This window comes from Ramlibacter sp. (genome assembly GCF_035548915.1).
Taxonomy (GTDB): Bacteria; Pseudomonadota; Gammaproteobacteria; order Burkholderiales; family Burkholderiaceae_C; genus Ramlibacter.
Genome location: NZ_DASZSE010000018.1, coordinates 40,029 through 61,681, shown reverse-complemented (window position 1 = coordinate 61,681; position 21,653 = coordinate 40,029). Strand labels below are relative to the sequence as shown.

Here is a 21,653-nt window from a genome sequence, read left to right as displayed (position 1 = left end):
CTGCGGATACTTTGCGATCTCTGCGTGCGAAGGCCGTCAGAAATTCAGCGTGCGTTTGTCGACGGCCAATGCCGCTTCCTTCGTGGCCTCCGACAGCGACGGATGCGCGTGGCAAATCCGCGCGATGTCTTCCGACGAGGCGCGGAACTCCATCGCGACCACCGCTTCGGAGATCAGCTCGCTTGCCATCGGGCCCACGATGTGCACGCCGAGGATCTCGTCGGTCTTCGCGTCGGCGAGGAATTTCACCATGCCCGTCGTGTCGCCGAGCGCACGCGCGCGCCCGTTCGCCATGAAGGGAAACGTGCCGGCCTTGTAGGCGATGCCCGCGGCCTTCAGCTGCTGCTCGGTCTGGCCGACCCACGCGATTTCCGGGCTCGTGTAGATCACCCACGGAATCGTGTTGAAGTTGACGTGGCCGTGCTGCCCCGCGATACGCTCGGCCACTGCCACGCCCTCTTCCTCCGCCTTGTGCGCGAGCATCGGGCCGCGCACCACGTCGCCGATCGCCCACACGTTGGCGAGGTTCGTGCGGCACTCGTCGTCCACGACGACGGCCCCGCGCTCGTCGAGCTTCAGGCCCACGGCCTCGGCATTCAGCCCGATCGTGTTGGGCACGCGGCCAATGGAGACGATCAGCTTGTCGACTTCGAGCGTCTGCGCTTCGCCCTTCGCGCTGGTCCACGCGACGCTCACGCCCTTGGCCGAGGTCTTCACCTCGCCCACCTTCACGCCGAGTTCGATCTTCAGGCCCTGCTTGTCGAACGCCTTCTTCGCTTCCTTCGCGATCTGCTCGTCCACCGCGCCCAGGAACGCCGGAAGCGCTTCGAGCACGGTGACTTGCGAGCCGAGCCGGCGCCAGACCGAGCCCATCTCCAGGCCGATCACGCCCGAGCCGATCAGGCCCAGGCGCTTCGGCACGCCCGGAATGCGCAGCGCGCCGTCGTTGGAGAGGATGTTCTCCTCGTCGAACGGCGCGCCCGGCAGCGCGCGCGGGCTGGAGCCCGTCGCGACGATCACGTGCTTCGCGGTCACGGTCTCCTCGCCCGCCTTCAGCTCCCAGCCGTCGGCACTTGCCTTCACGAACGAGCCGCGGCCGTGGAAGAACGTCACCTTGTTCTTCTTGAAGAGATACTGGATGCCGTCGTTGTTCTGCTTCACGACGGCGTCCTTGCGTCCGAGCATCGTGGCGACGTCCAGCGTCATGCCGCTGAACTTGATGCCGTGGTCCGCGAAGTGCTTGCCCGCGTGTTCGAAATTCTCCGACGACTGCAGCAGCGCCTTCGAGGGAATGCAGCCGACGTTGGTGCACGTGCCGCCGAGGGCGGGCTTGCCGTCCTTCGTTTTCCATTCGTCGATGCAGGCGGCGTTGAATCCCAGCTGCGCCGCGCGGATGGCGGCGATGTAGCCGCCGGGGCCGCCGCCGATCACGACGACGTCGAATTGTTTGCTTGTCATTCCTGGATGCCCGATCTGATCAACCTGTCTTCAGCTGTTCGGCTTCTTGCCCGCGCTCAGATATCGAAGAGAAGACGTGCCGGATCCTCCAGCGCTTCTTTCATCGCCACCAGCCCGAGCACGGCTTCGCGCCCATCGATGATGCGGTGGTCGTAGCTCATGGCAAGGTAGTTGATCGGCCGGATCACCACCTGGCCGTTCTCCACCACAGGGCGATCCTTCGTCGCATGCACGCCGAGGATCGCCGACTGCGGCGGGTTGATGATCGGCGTCGACAGCATCGAGCCGAACACGCCGCCGTTGGAGATGGAGAAGGTCCCGCCCGCGAGTTCCTCCAGCCCCAGCTTGCCATCGCGCGCCTTCACGCCGTATTCGGCGATCTTCTTCTCGATGGCCGCGAAGCTCATCTGGTCGGCATTGCGCAGGATCGGCACCACCAGCCCGCGCGGCGAGCCGACCGCGATGCCGATGTCGAAGTAGCCGTGATAGACGATGTCGTTGCCGTCCACCGAGGCATTGAGGATCGGGTACTTCTTGAGCGCATGCACCGCGGCCTTCACGAAGAACGACATGAAGCCGATCTTCACGCCGTGCTCTTTCTCGAAACGGTCCTGGAAGCGCTTGCGCATCTCCATCACGGGCGCCATGTTCACTTCGTTGAACGTCGTGAGGATCGCGTTGGTGGATTGCGATTGCAAGAGGCGCTCGGCGATGCGCGCGCGCAGTCGCGTCATCGGAACGCGCTGCTCGGGGCGGTCGCCGAGGTCCGGCGCGCCCACGGGCGCGGCCACCTGCGGCAGCGCGGCCTTCGGCGCGGTGGCGACCGGCACGGGCGCGCCGGCGGAAGGCTTCGCCGCGGCGCCGCCGGAAAGCGCGCCGAGCACGTCGCCCTTGGTCACGCGGCCGTCGCGGCCGGTGCCGGGCACCGAGCCCGGCGCCATGGCGTTGTCGGCCATGATCTTCGCGGCAGCGGGCATCGTGACGCCCGACTTGCCGCCGCCCGTGGACGCCGAAGGAGGCGTGGCGGCCGGGGCAGCCGCGGGCGCCGGGGCTGCGGCAGGCGCGGCTGCGGCCGCCTTGCCTTCGGTGTCGATCTTCGCGATCACCTGCTCGGCAACGACCGTCGCGCCGTCGCCGGCGACGAGCTCCGCGAGCACGCCGGCTTGCGGCGCGGGCACCTCGAGCACGACCTTGTCGGTCTCGATCTCGACGAGGATCTCGTCCATCGCCACGGCTTCGCCGGGCTTCTTCTTCCACTGCAGGAGGGTCGCTTCGGCAACCGACTCGGACAGTTGCGGGACCTTCACATCAACGATAGCCATTTTGTTTTTCCTGGGATGTCTTTTTGTATGCGCGGCGCTGCGTCATTCCCGCGTATGCGGGAATCCAGGGGCTTTCGCTGCGCAAAGTCACTGGATCCCCGCCTGCGAGGGGATGACGACGGGCGGGCACTACTTCGTGAGCACGAAGCCCTTCAGCTTCGCGAATGCCGCATCCACGAGCGCCTTCTGCTGCTCCACGTGCAGGTGCGAATACCCCACCGCCGGAGACGCCGAGGAGGCGCGCCCGGCATAACCGAGCTTCTGGCCCTCGGCCATGTTCTCGTGGATGTTGTGCTGGATGAAGAACCACGCGCCCTGGTTTTGCGGCTCGTCCTGGCACCACACGATGTCGGTCGCGTTCGGATACTTCTTCAGTTCCGCGGCGAACACCTTGTGCGGAAACGGATAGAGCTGCTCCACGCGCAGGATCGCGACCTCGTCCGCGCCCTTTTCCTCGCGCTTCTTTGCGAGGTCGTAGTAGACCTTGCCCGAGCACACGACGATGCGCTTCACCTTGTCGGCCTTCAGCTCCCTGTTCTCGGGAATCACGGTCTGGAAACCGCCCTTCGTGAATTCCGACAGCGGCGACGTCGCGTCCTTGTGCCTCAGAAGCGACTTGGGCGTCATGATGACGAGCGGCTTGCGAAGATTGCGCACCATCTGCCGGCGCAGCAGGTGGAAGATCTGGCTTGCCGTGGTGGGCTGGCACACCTGCATGTTGGTGTCGGCCGACAGCTGCATGAAGCGCTCGAGCCGCGCCGAGCTGTGCTCGGGCCCCTGGCCCTCGTAGCCGTGCGGGAGCATGAGCGTGATGCCGTTCACGCGGCCCCACTTCACCTCGCCCGCGGCGATGAACTGGTCGATCACGACCTGCGCGCCGTTCGCGAAATCGCCGAACTGCGCCTCCCAGATCACGAGCGTGTGCGGGTCGTTGGAGGCGTAGCCGTACTCGAAGCCGAGCACCGCCTCTTCCGACAGGATCGAGTCGATCACGACGAAGGGCGCCTGGTTTTCCGCCACGTTCTGCAGCGGCACGTAGGTGCCTTCGCTCCACTTCTCGCGGTTCTGGTCGTGCAGCACCGAGTGGCGGTGCGTGAACGTGCCGCGGCCCGAATCCTCGCCGGAAAGCCGCACGGCATAGCCGCTCGCCACGAGCGAGGCAAAGGCCATGTGCTCGCCCATGCCCCAGTCGACGTTCATCTCGCCGCGGCCCATTGCCGCGCGATCGTCGAGCACCTTCTTCACGAGCGGGTGCACGGTGAAGCCCTCTGGCGTGGTCGTGATGCGCTCGGCAAGGCGCTTCCACTCGGCAAGCGGGATGGCCGTGTCGGCGCTGTCGGTCCACTTCTTGCCGAGGAAGGGCGACCAGTCGACCGCGTACTTGCTCTTGAAGTTGGTGAGCACCGGATCGACCGTGTGCTTGCCGGCGTCCATCGCAGCGCGGTAGGACTTCACCATGTCGTCGCCGAGCGTGTCGCCCAGGCCCTGCGCGGCGAGCTTGTCCGCGTAGAGCTTGCGCGTGCCCGGATGCGCCGCGATCTTCTTGTACATGAGCGGCTGCGTGACCGAGGGCGTGTCCTGCTCGTTGTGGCCGAGCTTGCGAAAGCAGATGATGTCCACGACCACGTCCTTCTCGAACTCCATGCGGTAGTCGAGCGCGAGCTGCGTCGCGAGCACCACGGCCTCGGGGTCGTCGCCGTTCACGTGCAGCACCGGCGTCTCGATCATCTTCACGATGTCGGTGCAGTAGAGCGTGGAACGCGCGTCGCGCGGATCGGACGTGGTGAAGCCGATCTGGTTGTTGATCACGATGTGCACCGTGCCGCCCGTGAAGTAGCCGCGCGTCTCGGCAAGGGCGAGCGTTTCCATCACCACCCCTTGCCCGGCGATCGCGGCGTCGCCGTGCACGAGGACCGGCAGCACCTGCCTGCCGTGCTCGTCGGCGCGGCGGTCCATGCGCGCGCGCACCGACCCTTCGACGACCGGGTTCACGATTTCGAGGTGCGACGGGTTGAACGCGAGCGACAGGTGCACGGGCCCGCCGGGCGTCGACACGTCGGAGCTGAAGCCCTGGTGGTACTTCACGTCGCCCGCGGTGAGGTCTTCGGATGCGGTGTGCTCGAATTCGGCGAAGAGATCGCGCGGCATCTTGCCGAGCGTGTTGACGAGCACGTTCAGCCGCCCGCGGTGCGCCATGCCGATCACGATTTCCTGCACACCGCGCGCGCCGGCCTGCTGGATCAGCTCGTCCATCGACGGGATGAAGCTTTCGCCACCTTCGAGCGAGAAGCGCTTCTGGCCGACATACTTGGTGTGCAGGAAGCGTTCGAGCCCTTCGGCGGCCGTCACGAGTTCGAGGATCTTCTTTTTCTTCTCGACGCTGAAGTTCGGCTTCGCGCGGATCGACTCGAGCCTCTGCTGCCACCAGCGCTTCCTGCCCTGGTCGCTGATGTACATGTACTCGGCGCCGATCGTGCCGCAATACGTTTCGCGCAGCGCGTTCGTGAGCTCGCGCAGCGACATCTGGTCCTTGCCGAAGAACGTGTTGCTGATGTTGAAGACCGCTTCCTGGTCGGCGTCGCTGAACCCGTAGAAGGACGCTTCGAGTTCGGGAATCTTCTCGCGTTCGGCGCGCTTGAGCGGATCGAGGTCGGCCCAGCGGCAGCCGACGTTGCGGTAGGCGGCGATGAGCTGCTGCACGGCCGTGCGCTTGCGCCCGAGTTCGACTTCGGCGCTCGGCGAGAGGGTGACGGTCGCGGTGGCGCCCTGTTTCGCGCGTTCGGCGAAGGCGTTGACCACCGGCAGGTGGGGGACGTCCTTCGCGTTGCTGCCGTCGACGGCCGGCACGTTCTGCAGCGCGTCGAAGTAGTCGCGCCACATGTCGGGCACGCTGGTGGGGTCGGCGAGGTAGTTCTCGTACATCTCCTCGACGTACGGGGCGTTGCCGCCGAAAAGATAGGAATTGCCTCGATAGGCCGTGTAGACGGAGCCGGGATCGCTCATTTGTCTTCGCTACTTTCCGCTTCCCTGAGGGAAGCATGAAGCTGGTTGATGAACCTTCCGCGACACGGCTGAACCGATTGGCGGACGCGACTGTGGGGGAAGGGCCCTAGGTTGCGAATGCGATTGTGCCACGTTCGTGGCACGATCGCATTCGCGACCTAGGGCCGGCGGCCGCTTCAGGAACCCCCTCTCCCCGGCCCTCTCCCCCGGGGGGGAGAGGGAGGAAGACACCGCGCGCTCGGGGGCACTCGTTGACCACTCGTGGTCAACTTGTTGTCTCCCGTCGTCCCACCAAGGCCGCAAACCCATGACAACCGCCGCTTCCGCATTGCCGTCTCCGTTGCCGGCCATCCGATCCAACCCGCCGACGAACCCGCCGCCGAAACGTCCCTGCGCGCCGCCACGGCGCAAGCTGGAAGCCGAGGAACCGGAATCGCCCCGCGCGCAGGACGTTCGGATTCGAAGACAAGCCCAGCCGAATCTCCCTATCGACGCCGCGTCGTCCGTGTTCGCCGCGCGCGTCCTCGCCATGCTGTCGCCGCTGCCACCCATCCCCGCCCCCGATCAATGAACGCGCATCCGCAACCGGCGCATCACGCGCCTCGTGCGCGCCCCCTGCACTACCGCAGCAAGTCCCGGATCTGCTGCAACGCGGCCGGATCCTCGATCGTCGTCAAGTCTCCCGCATCCCGCCCCTCGCACACCGCCTGGATCGCGCGGCGCAGGAGCTTGCCGCTGCGCGTCTTGGGCAGCACCGTCACGAAACGAACCCGCGCCGGCCGCGCGACGGCACCCAGCTGCTGCTCGACCACCTTCATCACCTCGCCTTCGAGCTTCAGCTTCGCGTTCTCGTCCACGAGCGCCGAAGCATCCTTCACCACCGCGAAGGCCATCGCGACTTGCCCCTTCAGCGAATCGGCAACACCCACCACTGCGACCTCGGCCACGTTCGGATGGCTCGAAATGCTCTCCTCGATCTCGCGCGTGCCCAGCCGATGCCCCGCCACGTTGATCACGTCGTCGGTGCGGCCGAGGATGAAGTAGTAGCCGTCCTCATTGCGGATGCCCCAGTCGAACGTGCTGTACACCTGCCGGTTCGGAATGCTCTGCCAGTAAGTCTTCACGAAGCGCTCGTCGTCCCGCCAGACCGTCTGCATGCACCCGGGCGGCAGCGGCCCCTCGATCGCAAGCACGCCCTTCTTGCCCGCCCCCGCGAGCTCCTCGCCCGTGTGCTCGTCGAAGAGCTTCACATCGAAGCCGTACACCGGCCGGCCGGGGCTGCCAAGCTTCCCCGGCGCGGGTTCCACGCCGTTGCACACCGTGAGGATCGGCCAGCCGGTCTCCGTCTGCCAGTAGTTGTCGACGACGGGCCGCCCGATGCCCTCGGCGATCCACTGGGCGGTCGGCTCGTCCAGCGGCTCGCCCGCGAGGAACAGCGCCTTCAGCGACGACAGGTCGTACTGGCGCAAGTACGCGGGGTCCTGCTTCTTCAGCACGCGCACCGCCGTCGGCGCGCTGAACATCGACGTCACCTTGTACTTCTCGACCAGGCTCCACCAGATGCCGCCGTCCGGGCGGACCGGCAGGCCCTCGTACAGGATCGTCGCCATGCCCGCGATGAGCGGCCCGTAGACGATGTAGCTGTGGCCCACCACCCAGCCGATGTCGCTCGTGGAAAAGTAGGTCTCGCCCGCCTGCGCGAGGAAGATGTGCTTCATGCTCGCCGCGAGCGCCACCGCGTAGCCGCCCGTGTCGCGCTGCACGCCCTTGGGCCGGCCGGTCGTGCCGCTCGTGTAGAGGATGTAGCTCGGGTGCGTCGCATCGACCCACTCGCAAGGCACCGCCGCGTGCATGTGACGCTGCCGCAGTTCGGCATAGTCGCGGTCGCGATCGGCCACGTGATCCATCGGCGCGAGCCCGCGGTCCACGAGCAGCACCGATTCGGGTTTGTGCCTCGAAAGGCGGATCGCCTCGTCCAGCAGCGGCTTGTATGCGACGACCTTGCCCCCGCGCGAGCCGGCGTCTGCGCTCACGACCACGCGCGGCTCGGCGTCTTCGATGCGCGTGGCGAGCGACACGGAGGCGAAGCCGCCGAACACCACCGAATGGATCGCGCCGATGCGCACGCAAGCGAGCATCGCGAACACGGCCTGCGCGATCATCGGCATGTAGATGAGCACGCGGTCGCCCTTGCCGACGCCCAATGAAAGAAGAATCGCCGCCATGCGCTGCACTTCGGCGTGCAGTTCGGCGAAGGTGTAGACCCGCTCCTCGTTCGTCTCGGTGGAGACGTAGATGAGCGCGGGCTGGTCCGCGCGCCGGGACAGATGCCGGTCGATCGCGTTGTGGCAGAGGTTCGTGCGGCCGCCCACGAACCAGCTCGCGAACGGCGGGCGCGAATGGTCGCACACCGTCGCGGGCGGCGTTTCCCAGTCGACGAGCCGCGCCTGCTCGGACCAGAACGCGTCGCGGTCTTCGATGGAGCGGCGGTAGAAATCTTCGTAGCGCATGCGTGGCTCCTCACGGCTTTTCGTGCCGGCTCTTCCAGCTTCCTTACAGCTTCTGCCAGGCGCGATTGTCGTAGCACGCATCTTGCCCGCAGCTGACACGCGCGGCCGGGCCCGCGCCTATTTGACCAGTGTCAAGACCTCCGCGAATCGGGGATGCCGCGCGGTGCGCAGCCATTCGAAGGCCACCATCTCGACCGTGACCAGTTCGCAGCCGGCCGCGGCCAGGCGATCGAAAGCCGCATCGCGGTTGCGCTCGGTGCGCGAACCGCACGCGTCGGTGACGACCCAGACGTCGTACTCCAGCTCCAGCAGCGACAGGGCGGTCTGCAGCAGGCACACGTGCGTCTCGCAGCCCGCGAGCACGGCACTGTTGCGCGCAGGCGGCGCGGCGTGGGCTTTCTGCAGGTGCCGCGGCAGGCTCCTCGCGTTGCCGGAAGTCGCGCGGGGCAGCGGACGCAGGACGGGCATCAGGTCCTCGCCGCCCGCGAATGCCATCTTGCGCACGATCGTGGCGACGTGGGGCTTCAGCTCGGCCACCGTCTCGCCGAGGCCCTCGGGATTCTCTTCGGTGGCGCAGACCGGCACTTCCATGATGCGAGCGATGCGTGCGAGTCGCACGGCGTTGGCGAGCACGGCCTGCGCTTCGTGGATGGCGGGCATGAGGCGGTGCTGGTAGTCGACCAGCACCAGGTGCGAGTCCTCGGCTTCGAGCAGCATTCGGGCTTGTCCTTTGGGTTCAAGCCGGATTATTGCTGCGACACTTCCGATGGGGCCACCCGCGAAGGCGGAATTCGCCCCCACTACGTCATTCCCGCGAAGGCGGAGATCACCCCGTCATTCCCGCGGAGGCGGAACTCACCCCCACCACGTCATTCCCGCGAAGGCGGAACTCACCCCCACCACGTCATTCCCGCGAAGGCGGGAATCCAGAGGCTTTGCGCCGGCACGCGAAGGAACGCCACTGGATTCCCGCCTTCGCGGGAATGACGGGGGGAGGGGGCGGGACACTCGCGCCGGCGCGGCACCCTCAGATCCGCGACGACGCAGCCTCGGAGCCGCGACGACGGCACCCTCAGAGCCGCGAGGGCGGCAGGCTCATCGGCCGCGAGTGGCGCTCGCGCGAACGCTGCAGATACTGACAACGGCGCAGCTCGAAATCGCGCTGCTCGGCCAGGCGCGCCGCGAGGCTGCGCTGCAGTTGCGCGACGCTCGTGGCCGCGTCTTCTTCCTCGATACAGTCGCACAGGATGCTGGGCACCAGCACGATCTCGCTGTCGCCCGCGTCGAATTCGATGCGGCTCGGCTTGCCGAGCACACGCTCCACCGCGGCGCGCGCCTGCTGCGGCTGCATGCCCGGCAGCACCAGCGTGAACTGGCCCGCGCCGGTGCGAGCCGCAAGGCCGCGCGAGCCGCAGACGGCACGCATGCGCCGCACCACGTGCGCGAGGAGCTTGCGGCTCGTCTCGCGGCCATAGATGTTGCGCACTTCGACCAGGTCGTCGAAATCCAGCACCACGACGGCGAGCGCCTTGCCGGCGGCACGCGTCTCATCCAGCAGGACCTCGCCGGCACGGATGAGCCCCGCGCGGTTGTAGAGGCCACTGGACGGGTCGATGCGCCCGAGCCCCGCGTCGCGCCGGGCCTGCATCGCCGTGCCCTCGCGCAGCAGGACGAGCCCCATCGCGGCGCACGCGAGCGCGGCGAGCGTCAGCTGCTCGCTCGCCGGATGCAGCAACGCGATCACCCCGCCGAGTCCAAGCGACAACAGGGCGAGCGTCGCACCCGCGGCCTGCAGCACACGCACGAGGGATGCGAGGTCCGGCGCCGCCCACGCGGCGGGGCCCTCGGGCATGATGGCGGTCGTTTCGAATGCGGGCTTCACTTCGCTGGGACTCCTGCTTGGCCTCCCCCACCCATGCGGGGACACGGCGATCAGAACACGCGCTCACGCCTGGAAACTAGGCAATTGCACCCGGCCCCTCTAAGAAAAATGCCTATGCCGCCAACACCCACCGCCCGCCGCGCGCACTGTCACGAACGCCTGCCTGACGCTACACTGCGGCGCAAGCCGAGCCCGCCGATGCCCGACCCCGCCCCCACCGCGCAAGCGCCCACGATCCGCCTGCTGTGCGTCGAGGACAACCCCGACGACGTGGAGCTGATGGCCATCGCGCTCGAACGCAGCGACCCGCACCGCCAGTACCACCTGCACCGCGTGGACGACGCCGCGAGCTTCGTCGAGGCGATCCAGCAGGACTGGGACGTGATCCTCTGCGACTTCAACATGCCGCGGTTTTCGCCTTACGCGGCGCTGCAGATCCTGCTCGCGCGGCGCTGCGGCACGCCCCTCGTGGTCGTGACGCGTGCCATCGGCGAGGAAGCCGCGGTCCACGTGCTGCGCTGCGGCGCGAAGGACTACCTCACGAAGGACAAGCTCGGCACCCTGCCGCAGATCATCGAGCGGGTGATGAGCGAGCGCCAGCGCGCGCAGGAAAAGGAACGGCTCGACCGCGAGCTCGAAGCCGCCTACCGGCGCCTGCAGAAGCTGTCGGCCCGGCTGGTGGTCGCCCAGGAGCGGGAACGCTCGCTCATCTCGCGCGAGCTGCACGACCAGCTCGGGCAGACGCTCACGGGCGTGATGATCCACCTGCATGCCGCGCAGCGCGCCCCCGACGAGGAAACGGCGCGCAAGTACACGAACACCGCGATGGACATGGCCAACGGCGCGGTGCAGCAGCTGAAGACACTTTCGTTCTCGTTGCGCCCGGCGCAGCTGGACATCCTGGGATTGGTCGCGGCGGTGCAGTCGGCGGTGCAGCGCGTCGCGGAGCCCACGGGGCTCGCCTTCACCGTCACCTCGCGCGGGACGGAGCCGAGCGAGCTCGGGCCCAACGCGGCGGTGGCCGTGCGCCTCGTGCAGGAGGCCCTCACGAACGTCGTGCGCCACGCGCATGCGACAGGCATCACGGTGCGCCTGCGCTTCCTGCCTCAGGGGCGCATCGGCCTGCTGGTGGTGGATGACGGGATCGGCTTCGACAAGCAAGATCTCCTGAGCGGCCACGAGACGGAGCGCAACGTGGGCCTGTACGGCATGATCGAGCGCACGGAGCTCGCGGGCGGCAGGCTGCATATCCGCACGCGGCCGGGCGCCGGCGTGGCGATCCGCGCCGTGTTGTAGCCCACCTGGAGGGCGACGCTCGGAGTGATCGGAGTTATAAACGGGGGCAACGAATGATGAAGAACACTTCAGGGGTCCAGAAAGTCCGCGTCGTGCTCGCCGACGACCACGACCTGGTCCGCTCGGGCATCAGGGCGCTCCTCGAGATGGTGGCCGGCGTCGAGGTCATCGCCGAGGCCCGCAACGGCCAGGAACTCGTGACGCTCGTGGGCGACCTGAAGCCCGACGTCGTGATGACCGACATCTCCATGCCCGTGATGGACGGCATCGCCGCGATCTCCGAAATTCACGCCCGCTTCCCGGATGTGCGCATGCTCGTGCTGTCGATGTACGACACGGTGGACTTCGTGAAGCGCGCGGTGTCCAACGGCGCGTGCGGCTACCTGATGAAGGACGCGCCGCCCTTCGAGCTGGAACAGGCGCTGCGCAGCGTGATGGCGAGCGGCAGCTACTTCAGCCCCGCGATCGCGCAGCGTCTGCTGCAGCCGTCGGAGCCCACGGTGGACGACGAGCTCACGCAGCGCCAGGTGGAGATCCTGAAGCTGATCGCACAGGGCAAGGCGTCCAAGGAAATCGCTTTCGAGCTGGGCCTGAGCCCGAAGACGGTGGACGTGCACCGCGCGCGCATCATGGAGCGGCTGCACCTGAACGACATCGCGAGCCTCACGCTCTATGCGGTGCGCAAGGGCTTGATCAAGCCCTGAGCCGGGCCCGTGTGTGCCTCAGGGCACGAGCCGCATCAGCTTGCCGCTCGCCTCATCGGTGACGATGTAGAGCAGACCATCGGGCCCCTGGCGCACGTCGCGCACGCGCTCGCCCACCTCGAGGCGGTGTTCGCCCACCACCTTGCGACCGGCGAGCTCGATGCGGTCCAGGTAGCCGAACTTCAGCGAGCCGACGAAGAGTTGGCCCTTCCACGCCGCGCCATAGCGCTCGCTCGTGAGAAAGGCCATGCCCGAAGGAGCGATCGAGGGCACCCAGTAGTGCAGCGGCTGCTCCATGCCCGCCTTCGCCGTGCCCTCGCCGATCCTGCCGCCGCCATATTCCTCGCCATAGGTGATCACCGGCCAGCCATAGTTGCGGCCGGGCTCGGGCAGGTTGATCTCGTCGCCGCCCTGGGGGCCGTGCTCGATCTCCCAGAAGGTGCCGTCCGCGGCGAGTGTGGCGCCCTGCGAGTTGCGGTGTCCCCAGCTGAAGATTTCGGGCTGCGCACCGCTTCTTCCGACGAAAGGATTGTCCCTGGGGACGCTGCCGTCCTTGTGCAGGCGAACGATCTTGCCGAGGTGGTTCCCGAGGTTCTGCGCGTCGTTGCGCCGGACGTTGCGCTCGCCCATCGTGAGCAGCAGCGTGCCGTCGCGCGCCTCGACGATGCGGCAGCCGAAGTGCAAAGTACTCGCGACTTTCGGCTTCTGGCTGAAAATCACCTTCACGTTCTCGAGCCGGGTCTCGTCGCGAGCGAGTTGCGCCCGGGCGAGCGCCGTGCTGTTCGTCCCACCCTCGCCCGGCTCGGAAAAGCAGAAGTAGATCTCGCGATTCGACGCGAAGCCCGAGTCCGGCACGACGTCGAGGAGGCCGCCCTGCCCGCGCGCCGCGACTTCGGGCACGCCCGCGAGCGGCGGGCCGACCTTGCCGTCGGCGCCGATCACCCGCATGCGCCCCGGCCGCTCCGTCACGAGGAACCGGCCCTCGGGCAGGAACGCCACCGCCCATGGATGCGCGAACCCGGAGGCGACCGGCTCGAAGTGCGGCTGCGAAAGCGCAGCGGCCGCGAAGCACGCCGCCGCCAGCCCGACAGCAAGACCCGATGTGAAGCGCGCGGCGTGTTGCGGATTCATATGCATCAAGAGCTTATCTCGGATACCTCGCTTGAGTTCTCATCTTCGGGCGTGATAAAGTCCGGGACCATGTCCAAATGGCTCAACATTTGGGCGCTCGCGGCCTGCGTCACTGCCGCGCACGCCGCGTATGCCGCGCCGCCGACCATCGCCGATGACGAGGTCGCCCGCTTCCTGGCCGAAAAGGGCTTGCTTCAGAAGTGGGAGACGGTGCGCAGCCACGTGGCCGACAGAGTCGGCCCGCCCGCGCTGATCGTCGCGAACGGCGCCACGGCCGTGGCGCAGGGTGCTTCCGATCTCGTCATGAACGCGATGGCCTTCCTGGGTGTGCCCTACCGCAGGGGAGGCAGCAGCGCCGAAACCGGCTTCGACTGCAGCGGCTTCGTGAAAGCCATCTACGAGCAGACGCTCGGGCTCGTGCTGCCGCGCCGGGCGAACGAGCAGGCGGCTGCCACGCAGAAGATCGACCGGGGCGAGCTCGAACCGGGCGACCTCGTCTTCTTCAATACGATGCGGCATGACTTCAGCCACGTCGGCATCTACATCGGCGACGGCAAGTTCATTCATTCGCCCAGGCCCGGCGCCCAGGTGCGCGTGGAGGAAATGCGCACCAGCTACTGGGCTGCCCGCTTCGACGGTGCACGGCGCGTGCTGCAGCGGCCCATGTTCGAGGCGCGGCAGGCCGAAGCGGCACCGCAGCAACTGCCCTGACGGGGGCGCGGCCCGTGCCCCGCGTCGCGGCGCGTGCGCGCGGCTTCACGCTGATCGAAGTGATGACGGCGCTTGCCGTTCTCGTGATCCTGCTGCTGATCGCCCTGCCCTCGTACATCGACAAGCTCGTGCGCGATCAGATCGGAGAAGCTCTGCCCTTGGCGGAGGTGGTGAAGCCCGCCGTGGAGGCCGCGTGGCGCGCGGGCCTGCCCCTTCCTGCGGACAACGCGGCAGCGGGGGTGCCGCCCGCCAACAAGATCGTGAATGCGGTGGTGAGTTCGGTCACGCTCGAAAACGGCGCGATTCACATCGTCTTCGGCAACAGCGCGCACAACTCGATCAAGGGCAGGACGCTGACGCTCAGGCCGGCGGTCGTGCAGGACACGCGGGCGGTGCCGGTCGCGTGGCTGTGCGCGTCCGCTGCCGTGCCGGGGCAGATGGTCGCCAAAGGCGTCGACAGGACGGATGTCCCGGTGGCGCTGTTGCCTTTGAGGTGCCGGGGGAAGTAGGGGGTCGTTTTTTCGGAGGCGGCGCGAAGGCCCTCACTTCCGCTGCGGCGGCACGTCCGTGCAAGTCCCGTGCGCGATCTCCGCGGCCATGCCGATACTCTCGCCGAGCGTCGGATGCGGATGGATCGTTTTTCCGATGTCGATCTCGTCCGCGCCCATCTCGATCGCGAGCGCGACCTCGCCGATCATGTCGCCCGCATGCGTGCCCACGATGCCGCCGCCCAGGATGCGATGCGTCTGCGCATCGAACAGGAGCTTCGTGAAGCCCTCGTCGCGAGTATTCGCGATCGCCCGGCCCGAAGCCGTCCACGGAAAATGCCCCTTCCTGATCGCGACGCCCTGCGCCTTCGCCTGATCTTCCGTGAGGCCGACCCACGCGACCTCGGGGTCCGTGTACGCGACACTCGGGATCACGCGCGCGTCGAACGTGGACTTCTCCCCGAACGCGGCTTCCGCGGCAACGTGCGCCTCGTGCACGGCCTTGTGCGCGAGCATCGGCTGGCCCACGACGTCGCCGATCGCGAAGATGTGCGGCACGTTCGTGCGCATCTGGATGTCGACCGGAACGAAGCCGCGATCGCTGACGTTCACACCGGCCTTGTCCGCGCCGATCTTCTTCCCGTTGGGGCTGCGGCCCACCGACTGCAGCACGAGGTCGTAGAGCTGCGGCTCCTTCGGCGCCTGCTCGCCTTCGAATGTCACTAGGATGCCGTCCTTGCGGGCCTGCGCGCCGACGGTCTTCGTCTTCAGCATGATGTTGTCGAAGCGCGGCGCGTTCATCTTCTGCCACACACGAACGAGGTCGCGATCGGCGCCGAGCATCAGCCCGTCCATCATCTCGACGACGTCGAGGCGCGCGCCGAGCGTCGAATAGACCGTGCCCATTTCGAGCCCGATGATGCCGCCGCCCAGCACGAGCATGCGCTTCGGCTCGGTCGCGAGGTCGAGCGCACCCGTGGAGTCGACGACGCGCGGATCGTCCGGCATGAAGGGCAGCCGCATCGCCTGCGAGCCCGCGGCGATGATGCAGTTGCGAAAGCTGAGGGTCTGCGTCTTGCCGGTCTTCTCCTGACCGTTGCCGGTGGTTTCCTCCACCTGCATGCGATGCGGATCGAGGAACGTGCCGACGCCGCGCACGACCGTCACCTTGCGCATCTTCGCCATCGCGTTCAGGCCGCCCGTGAGCTTGCCGACGACCTTGTCCTTGTGCGCCTTGAGTTTCGCGCGGTCCACGGCGGGTCGGCCGAAGCTCACGCCGAGCGACTCGAAGTGGCGCACTTCGTCCATCACGGAGGCGACGTGCAGCAGCGCCTTCGAGGGAATGCACCCGACGTTCAGGCACACGCCCCCGAGCGTGGCGTAGCGCTCCACGAGGATCGTCTTCATGCCGAGGTCGGCGGCGCGAAACGCGGCGGAGTAGCCGCCGGGGCCGGCGCCCAGGACGAGCATGTCGCAGTCGTAGGTGCCGTCGGATGCGGCGGAGGGGGCGGCGGCGGGCCCACCCTCACCCCGGCCCTCACCCCGGCCTTCACCCCGACCCTCTCCCGCCGGGGCGGGAGAGGGAGTTCTTGCTCCCGGCGCGGAAGCGACTTCGGCCGCTTCCACTATCGCGATCACGGAACCCTCCGACACCTTGTCCCCCAGCCTCACCTTCACTTCCTTCACGACGCCGGCGAAAGACGAAGGAATCTCCATCGATGCCTTGTCGCTCTCCACGGTCAGGAGAGACTGTTCGACCTTCACCGTGTCGCCGGGCTTCACCAGCACTTCGATCACGGCCACGTCCTTGAAGTCCCCGATGTCGGGGACTTTCACTTCCGACAGGCTCATTGGGCCTCCCCCTCGGGGGGCAGCGGAGACACGCAGTGCTTGGCGTGGGGGCTCATTGTTTTTCTTTCGCTTTGATCGTGTAGATGTCGCAGGGCGCCGCCGAGTTGCGATCGAACTCGCAGCCCGCGGCGATGCCCGCTTCCGCCACTTCGCGGGCGGTCTTGGCCTTCGCGTAGATGGAATGCATCGCGCCCAGCGCGAAGCTGCGCCCGGAGCCGATGCCCCAGAATTCCTTGAACTCGAACACCTCGCGGTAGCTGTAGAGGCCGTAGATGCCGCTCGCGTTGGCGATCACCACGCTGAACTGGCTCGACTCGTACGGGTCGCTGTCCTCTTCCTTCGTCTGCAGGAAGAAGTTGTCCTTCAGATACGGATGCAGCTTGGTGAAGGTGTCGAACACCTCGTCCTTGTTCGCGAGCTTCAGAATCTCGCGCGGCATCGAGCCCATCGCCTTGCGCAGCACCGGAAAGTGCGCGACCGTGCCCGCCATGCCGATGTAGCTCGGGCCGTCGTCGGTCTCCACCTTGAATATCTTCGTGTTGTCCTCGAAGCGGTGAGCGAGCCGCGTGTCGCCGAACGTCACCAGGGTATCGGCCGCGATCGCGATCTGCCCTGCCTTCTTCACCACCACAACGGTCGTCATAGTCGCTTCTGTTTTTCTTCCTGTCTCAGAGCAGCACTCGCCTGAAGTCGGCGAGGATCTGCCCGAGGTACGCGTTGAACCGGGCCGCCGCGGCGCCGTCGATCACGCGATGGTCCCACGACAGCGACAGCGGCAGCATGAGCCTCGGCTGGAACTGCGCACCGTCCCAGACGGGCTGCGTCTGGCTCTTGGAGACTCCAAGGATAGCGACTTCCGGCGCGTTGATGATCGGCTGGAAGTAACGCCCGCCGATACCGCCGAGCGAAGAAATCGTGAATGTCGCGCCCGACATGTCCTGAGGGCTCAGCTTGCCGTCTCGCGCTTTTTTAGCGAGCTCGGCCATTTCCTGGCTCACGGCGAGCACGCCCTTCTTGTCGGCGTCCTTGATGACCGGCACGACGAGGCCGTTGGGCGTGTCGGCCGCGAAACCGATGTGCCAGTAGTTCTTGAGGACGAGCTCTTCACCGTCGAGCGATGCATTGAAGTCGGGATACTTCTTCAACGCGGCGACGCAGGCCTTGATGAGAAAGCCGAGCATCGTGATTTTCACGCCCGACTTCTCGTTTTCCTTGTTGAGCTGGACGCGGAAGGCTTCGAGGTCGGTGATGTCCGCATCGTCGTGATTGGTGACGTGCGGGATCATCACCCAGTTGCGGTGGATGTTGGCGCCGCTGATCTTCTTGATGCGCGAAAGCGGCTTGCGATCGATCGGGCCGAACTTCGCGAAATCGACCTTGGGCCAGGGGAGGAGCCCCAGGGCTTCGCCGCCGCCCGCGGGGGCCTTGGCCGCGGCCACCTTCGTCTGCACCTCGCCTCGCATCACCTGCTTGGTGAAGTTCTGGACGTCTTCCTGCGTGATGCGGCCTTTGGGGCCGGTGCCCTTCACTTCCTCGAGCGGAACGCCGAGTTCGCGGGCGAACTTGCGCACCGACGGGGATGCGTGCGGGAGCGTGCCTGTGGGCGCGACCGGTTCGTGCGGGGGCAACGCGGCCGTGGGTGCCGTGCGCCCACCCTCACCCCGGCCCTCTCCCGCCGGGGCGGGAGAGGGTGTTCCTTGGGGCGAGGGGTGTGCACCCGCACCCGCACCCGCACCCGCACCCACACCCACACCCACACCTTCAACGATCGCGACAAGATCGCCCTGGTTGACCTTGTCCCCTACCTTCACCTTCAGTTCCTTCACCACGCCCGCCGCCGACGAAGGAATCTCCATCGAAGCCTTGTCCGATTCGACGGTGATGAGGGACTGCTCGTTCTTCACCGTGTCGCCGGGCTTCACGAGCACTTCGATGACCGCGACATCCTTAAAGTCGCCGATGTCGGGGACGGTGACTTGCTGAAGCCCACCCTCACCCCTGCCCTCTCCCGCCGAGGCGGGAGAGGGTGTCATTGCTCCCTCTCCCCGCGAGGGCGCGGGTGTCATTGCTCCCTCTCCCCGCGGGGGAGAGGGCTGGGGTGAGGGGGGTTGGTGTGACGGGGCCTGCGGCGCAGAAGCGCTTTCGGCCGCTTCCACCACCGCGATCACGGATCCCTCCGACACCTTGTCCCCGAGCTTCACCCGCAATTCCTTCACCACCCCGCCCATCGACGAAGGAATCTCCATCGAAGCCTTGTCGCTTTCCACCGTGAGGAGCGACTGCTCCGGCTTCACCGTGTCACCGGGCTTCACCAGCACCTCGATGACGGCCACTTCCTTGAAGTCCCCGATGTCGGGGACTTTCACTTCGACCTGTGCCATGTTTCTTCTCGCCTCGCGCCCGTTGCGTTGTCTTTTCTTATGCGTACAGGGGATTCACCTTGTCGGCCTTGATCCCGTACTTCGCGATCGCTTCGGCGACCCGCGCGGCCGCGACTTTGCCATCTTCGGCGAGCGCCTTCAACGCCGCCACCACGATGTAGTGGCGGTTGACCTCGAAATGCTCGCGCAGCTTGCTGCGGAAATCGCTGCGCCCGAAGCCGTCGGTGCCGAGCACCTTGTAGCTGTGTCCCTTGGGAATGAACGCGCGAATCTGCTCGGCATAGGCCTTCATGTAGTCGGTCGACGCGACGACGGGACCTTCGTGCTTGTCCAGCTGCTGCGCAACGAAAGGCACCCGCGGCGCCTCGGACGGATGCAGCATGTTCCAGCGTTCGCAGTCGAGCCCGTCGCGGCCGAGCTCGTTGAAGCTCGGGCAGCTCCACACGCTCGCGCTCACGCCCCAGTCCTTTTCCAGCAGTTCGCGCGCGGCGATCGATTCGCGCAGGATCGTGCCGGAGCCCAGCAGGTTCACGTGCGGCGCCTTCGCGAGCGCGGGACCCTCCTGGAAGAGGTACATGCCCTTCACGATGTGCTCTTCCGTCCCCGGCTTCAGGCCGGGCATCGGGTAGTTCTCGTTCAGAAGCGTGATGTAGTAGAAGACGTTGTCCTGCTTTTCCACCATGCGCTGCAGGCCGTGGTGCATGATCACCGCCACTTCGTGCGCGAAGGTCGGGTCGTAGCTCACGCAGTTGGGCACCGTGGAGGCGAGAAGCTGGCTGTGCCCGTCCTCGTGCTGCAGGCCCTCGCCGTTCAAGGTCGTGCGGCCCGACGTGCCGCCCAGCAGGAACCCGCGCGCCTGCATGTCGCCCGCCGCCCACACGAGGTCGCCCACGCGCTGCAGGCCGAACATCGAGTAGTAGATGTAGAACGGGATCATGATGCGGTTGGACGTCGAGTACGACGTCGCCGCGGCGATCCAGCTCGACATGCCGCCCGCTTCGTTGATGCCTTCCTGCAGGATCTGGCCGCCCACGTCTTCCTTGTAGTAGGACACCTGGTCGCGGTCCTGCGGCGTGTACTTCTGCCCTTCGGGGTTGTAGATGCCGATCTGGCGGAAGAGCCCCTCCATGCCGAAAGTGCGCGCCTCGTCCACGAGGATCGGCACCACGCGCGGGCCGACCTGCTTGTCGCGCAGGAGCGCGGTGAGAAAGCGCACGTAGGCCTGCGTCGTGGAAATCTCGCGGCCCCCCGCGGTCGCATCCGTCACGGCCTTGAACGCTTCGAGATCGGGCACCTTCAGCTGTTCGTCCGCCTTCGTGCGGCGATGCGGGAGATAGCCGCCCAGCGCCTCGCGGCGCGCGTGCAGGTACTTCATCTCCGGCGTGTGTTCCTCCGGCCGGTAGAACGGCACCTCCGGGAGCTTCTCGTCGGGAATCGGCAGGTTGAAGCGGTCGCGGAAGGTGCGGATGTCGTCGTCGGTGAGCTTCTTCGCCTGGTGGGCGATGTTCTTGCCTTCGCCGGCCTTGCCCATGCCGAAGCCCTTCACGGTCTTCACAAGCAGCACCGTGGGCTGGCCCTTGTGGTTCACGGCGGAGTGGAAAGCCGCGTACACCTTCTGCGGATCGTGGCCGCCGCGGTTCAGGCGCCAGATGTCCTCGTCGCTCATCTTCGCGACCATCTCGAGCGCCTTCGGGTGGCGGCCGAAGAAGTTCTTGCGCACGAAGGCGCCGTCGTTGGCCTTCATCGCCTGGTAGTCGCCGTCCACCACGTCCATCATGATCTTGCGCAGGATGCCTTCCTTGTCGCGCGCAAGAAGCGGGTCCCAGTAGCTGCCCCACACGAGCTTGATCACGTTCCAGCCCGCGCCGCGGAACTCGCCTTCGAGTTCCTGGATGATCTTGCCGTTGCCGCGCACCGGGCCGTCCAGGCGCTGCAGGTTGCAGTTGACGACGAAGATCAGGTTGTCGAGCTTCTCGCGCGCCGCGACGCCGATGGCGCCGAGCGACTCGACCTCGTCCATCTCGCCGTCGCCGAGGAAGGCCCACACCTTGCGCCTGGACGTGTCGGCGATGCCGCGCGCGTGCAGGTACTTCAGAAAGCGCGCCTGGTAGATCGCCATGAGCGGACCGAGCCCCATCGACACCGTCGGGAACTGCCAGAACTCGGGCATCAGCTTCGGGTGCGGATACGACGAGAGGCCCTTGCCATCGACTTCCTGGCGGAAGTTGAGAAGCTGCTCTTCGCTGATGCGGCCTTCCATGAAGGCGCGCGCATAGATGCCGGGCGCACTGTGGCCCTGGATGTAGAGGCAGTCGCCGCCGTGGTCCGGCGTCTCGGCATGCCAGAAGTGGTTGAAGCCCGCACCGAGCATGGTGGCGAGCGACGCGAAGGAGCTGATGTGGCCGCCGAGGTCGCCGCCGTCTTCCGGATGCAGGCGATTGGCCTTCACGACCATCGCCATCGCATTCCAGCGCATGTACGTGCGCAGGCGCTCCTCGATCTCGAGATTGCCGGGGCAGCGCTCCTCGTCCTCGGGCTCGATCGTGTTCACGTAGGCCGTGGTCGCCGAAAACGGCATGTCGATGCCGTGCTGGCGCGCTTCCTCCAGAAGCTGTTCGAGCAGGAAGTGGCCCCGCTCGCGCCCCTCGGAGGCGATCACGGCCGCGAGCGCATCCAGCCACTCGCGGGTTTCCTGTTCGTCGGCGTCGTTCGCGGCCGCGCCGAACGAAAGATTGTCAGGCTGTGCGGACATGTTTCTTGTCTCCTCTTGGGGCGTCTGCAATTTAGTACGCCGTGTGCGTACGGTGGCACGAGTGTCGCACAGTTTTTTTCAAATTTCAAATGGTGCGTTTGCATTTCACAATATGATTTGAACCGAGATGGCCGCGCCGACTCCCATCCACCTACACTTCCAAC

The 21,653-nt window shown here is 66.7% G+C and carries 16 protein-coding genes; 5 read left to right on the top strand and 11 right to left on the bottom strand.

Going from position 1 to position 21,653, the window contains the following annotated elements:
* Positions 1-36: 36 nt before the first annotated feature.
* The 3 genes from lpdA (VHA82_RS04405) to VHA82_RS04395 form a co-directional block, all read right to left on the bottom strand.
* A complete protein-coding gene (lpdA, locus tag VHA82_RS04405; protein WP_325540657.1) occupies positions 37-1,458 on the bottom strand; it encodes a dihydrolipoyl dehydrogenase in 1,422 nt (473 codons plus the stop codon).
* Positions 1,459-1,514: 56 nt separating this feature from the next.
* Positions 1,515-2,780 (bottom strand): 2-oxoglutarate dehydrogenase complex dihydrolipoyllysine-residue succinyltransferase, encoded by a 1,266-nt coding sequence (gene odhB / locus VHA82_RS04400; RefSeq protein WP_325540655.1) that lies wholly within the window; start codon positions 2,778-2,780, stop codon positions 1,515-1,517.
* Between the two features lie 129 nt (positions 2,781-2,909).
* Positions 2,910-5,783: a 2-oxoglutarate dehydrogenase E1 component gene (locus VHA82_RS04395; RefSeq protein ID WP_325540653.1), complete on the bottom strand. Its 2,874-nt coding sequence runs from the start codon at positions 5,781-5,783 to the stop codon at positions 2,910-2,912.
* A 307-nt stretch (positions 5,784-6,090) separates the two neighbouring features.
* Here VHA82_RS04395 and VHA82_RS04390 point away from each other — a divergent pair, with 307 nt between their 5' ends.
* Complete coding sequence (locus tag VHA82_RS04390) at positions 6,091-6,354, top strand: hypothetical protein (protein WP_325540652.1); 264 nt, start codon at positions 6,091-6,093, stop codon at positions 6,352-6,354.
* Between the two features lie 49 nt (positions 6,355-6,403).
* On the opposite strand, the gene VHA82_RS04385 is transcribed toward VHA82_RS04390, so the two are convergent.
* From VHA82_RS04385 to VHA82_RS04375, 3 genes are all read right to left on the bottom strand, one after another.
* Positions 6,404-8,293 carry a propionate--CoA ligase gene (locus VHA82_RS04385; protein WP_325540650.1) on the bottom strand — a complete coding sequence of 630 codons (1,890 nt, stop codon included), beginning with the start codon at positions 8,291-8,293 and terminating at the stop codon, positions 6,404-6,406.
* A 117-nt stretch (positions 8,294-8,410) separates the two neighbouring features.
* The gene (locus VHA82_RS04380; protein WP_325540649.1) at positions 8,411-9,010 is read right to left on the bottom strand and encodes an isochorismatase family protein; all 600 of its coding nucleotides are present in this window, start codon (positions 9,008-9,010) and stop codon (positions 8,411-8,413) included.
* 355 nt (positions 9,011-9,365) lie between these two features.
* Positions 9,366-10,175, bottom strand: coding sequence for a GGDEF domain-containing protein (locus tag VHA82_RS04375; protein ID WP_325540647.1), 810 nt, complete (start codon positions 10,173-10,175; stop codon positions 9,366-9,368).
* Between the two features lie 198 nt (positions 10,176-10,373).
* Here VHA82_RS04375 and VHA82_RS04370 point away from each other — a divergent pair, with 198 nt between their 5' ends.
* On the top strand, positions 10,374-11,471 hold the full coding sequence (locus tag VHA82_RS04370) for a hybrid sensor histidine kinase/response regulator (RefSeq protein WP_325540645.1): 1,098 nt from the start codon (positions 10,374-10,376) through the stop codon (positions 11,469-11,471).
* 53 nt (positions 11,472-11,524) lie between these two features.
* Positions 11,525-12,175, top strand: a complete 651-nt coding sequence (locus VHA82_RS04365) for a response regulator transcription factor (protein ID WP_325540643.1) — start codon at positions 11,525-11,527, stop codon at positions 12,173-12,175.
* Positions 12,176-12,193: 18 nt separating this feature from the next.
* On the opposite strand, the gene VHA82_RS04360 is transcribed toward VHA82_RS04365, so the two are convergent.
* Positions 12,194-13,306 (bottom strand): PQQ-dependent sugar dehydrogenase, encoded by a 1,113-nt coding sequence (locus tag VHA82_RS04360; RefSeq protein WP_325540641.1) that lies wholly within the window; start codon positions 13,304-13,306, stop codon positions 12,194-12,196.
* Positions 13,307-13,375: 69 nt separating this feature from the next.
* On the opposite strand from VHA82_RS04360, the gene VHA82_RS04355 reads away from it, so the two are divergent.
* Together VHA82_RS04355 and VHA82_RS04350 are read left to right on the top strand one after the other, a co-directional pair.
* Positions 13,376-14,017 (top strand): C40 family peptidase, encoded by a 642-nt coding sequence (locus VHA82_RS04355; protein WP_325540639.1) that lies wholly within the window; start codon positions 13,376-13,378, stop codon positions 14,015-14,017.
* A 14-nt stretch (positions 14,018-14,031) separates the two neighbouring features.
* Positions 14,032-14,526, top strand: coding sequence for a pilin (locus tag VHA82_RS04350; protein ID WP_325540637.1), 495 nt, complete (start codon positions 14,032-14,034; stop codon positions 14,524-14,526).
* A 33-nt stretch (positions 14,527-14,559) separates the two neighbouring features.
* Here the strand turns inward: VHA82_RS04350 and lpdA (VHA82_RS04345) are convergent, their stop codons facing one another.
* Genes lpdA (VHA82_RS04345) through aceE form a run of 4 tightly spaced genes read right to left on the bottom strand, consistent with a single transcriptional unit; the run spans position 14,560 to position 21,489 of the window.
* On the bottom strand, positions 14,560-16,356 hold the full coding sequence (lpdA, locus tag VHA82_RS04345; protein WP_325540635.1) for a dihydrolipoyl dehydrogenase: 1,797 nt from the start codon (positions 16,354-16,356) through the stop codon (positions 14,560-14,562).
* Between the two features lie 52 nt (positions 16,357-16,408).
* Positions 16,409-16,999 carry an MFS transporter gene (locus VHA82_RS04340; protein ID WP_325540633.1) on the bottom strand — a complete coding sequence of 197 codons (591 nt, stop codon included), beginning with the start codon at positions 16,997-16,999 and terminating at the stop codon, positions 16,409-16,411.
* Positions 17,000-17,024: 25 nt separating this feature from the next.
* A complete protein-coding gene (gene aceF, locus VHA82_RS04335) occupies positions 17,025-18,737 on the bottom strand; it encodes a dihydrolipoyllysine-residue acetyltransferase (RefSeq protein ID WP_325540631.1) in 1,713 nt (570 codons plus the stop codon).
* A gap of 37 nt (positions 18,738-18,774) precedes the next feature.
* Positions 18,775-21,489 carry a pyruvate dehydrogenase (acetyl-transferring), homodimeric type gene (gene aceE, locus VHA82_RS04330; RefSeq protein WP_325540629.1) on the bottom strand — a complete coding sequence of 905 codons (2,715 nt, stop codon included), beginning with the start codon at positions 21,487-21,489 and terminating at the stop codon, positions 18,775-18,777.
* Positions 21,490-21,653: the final 164 nt, after the last annotated feature.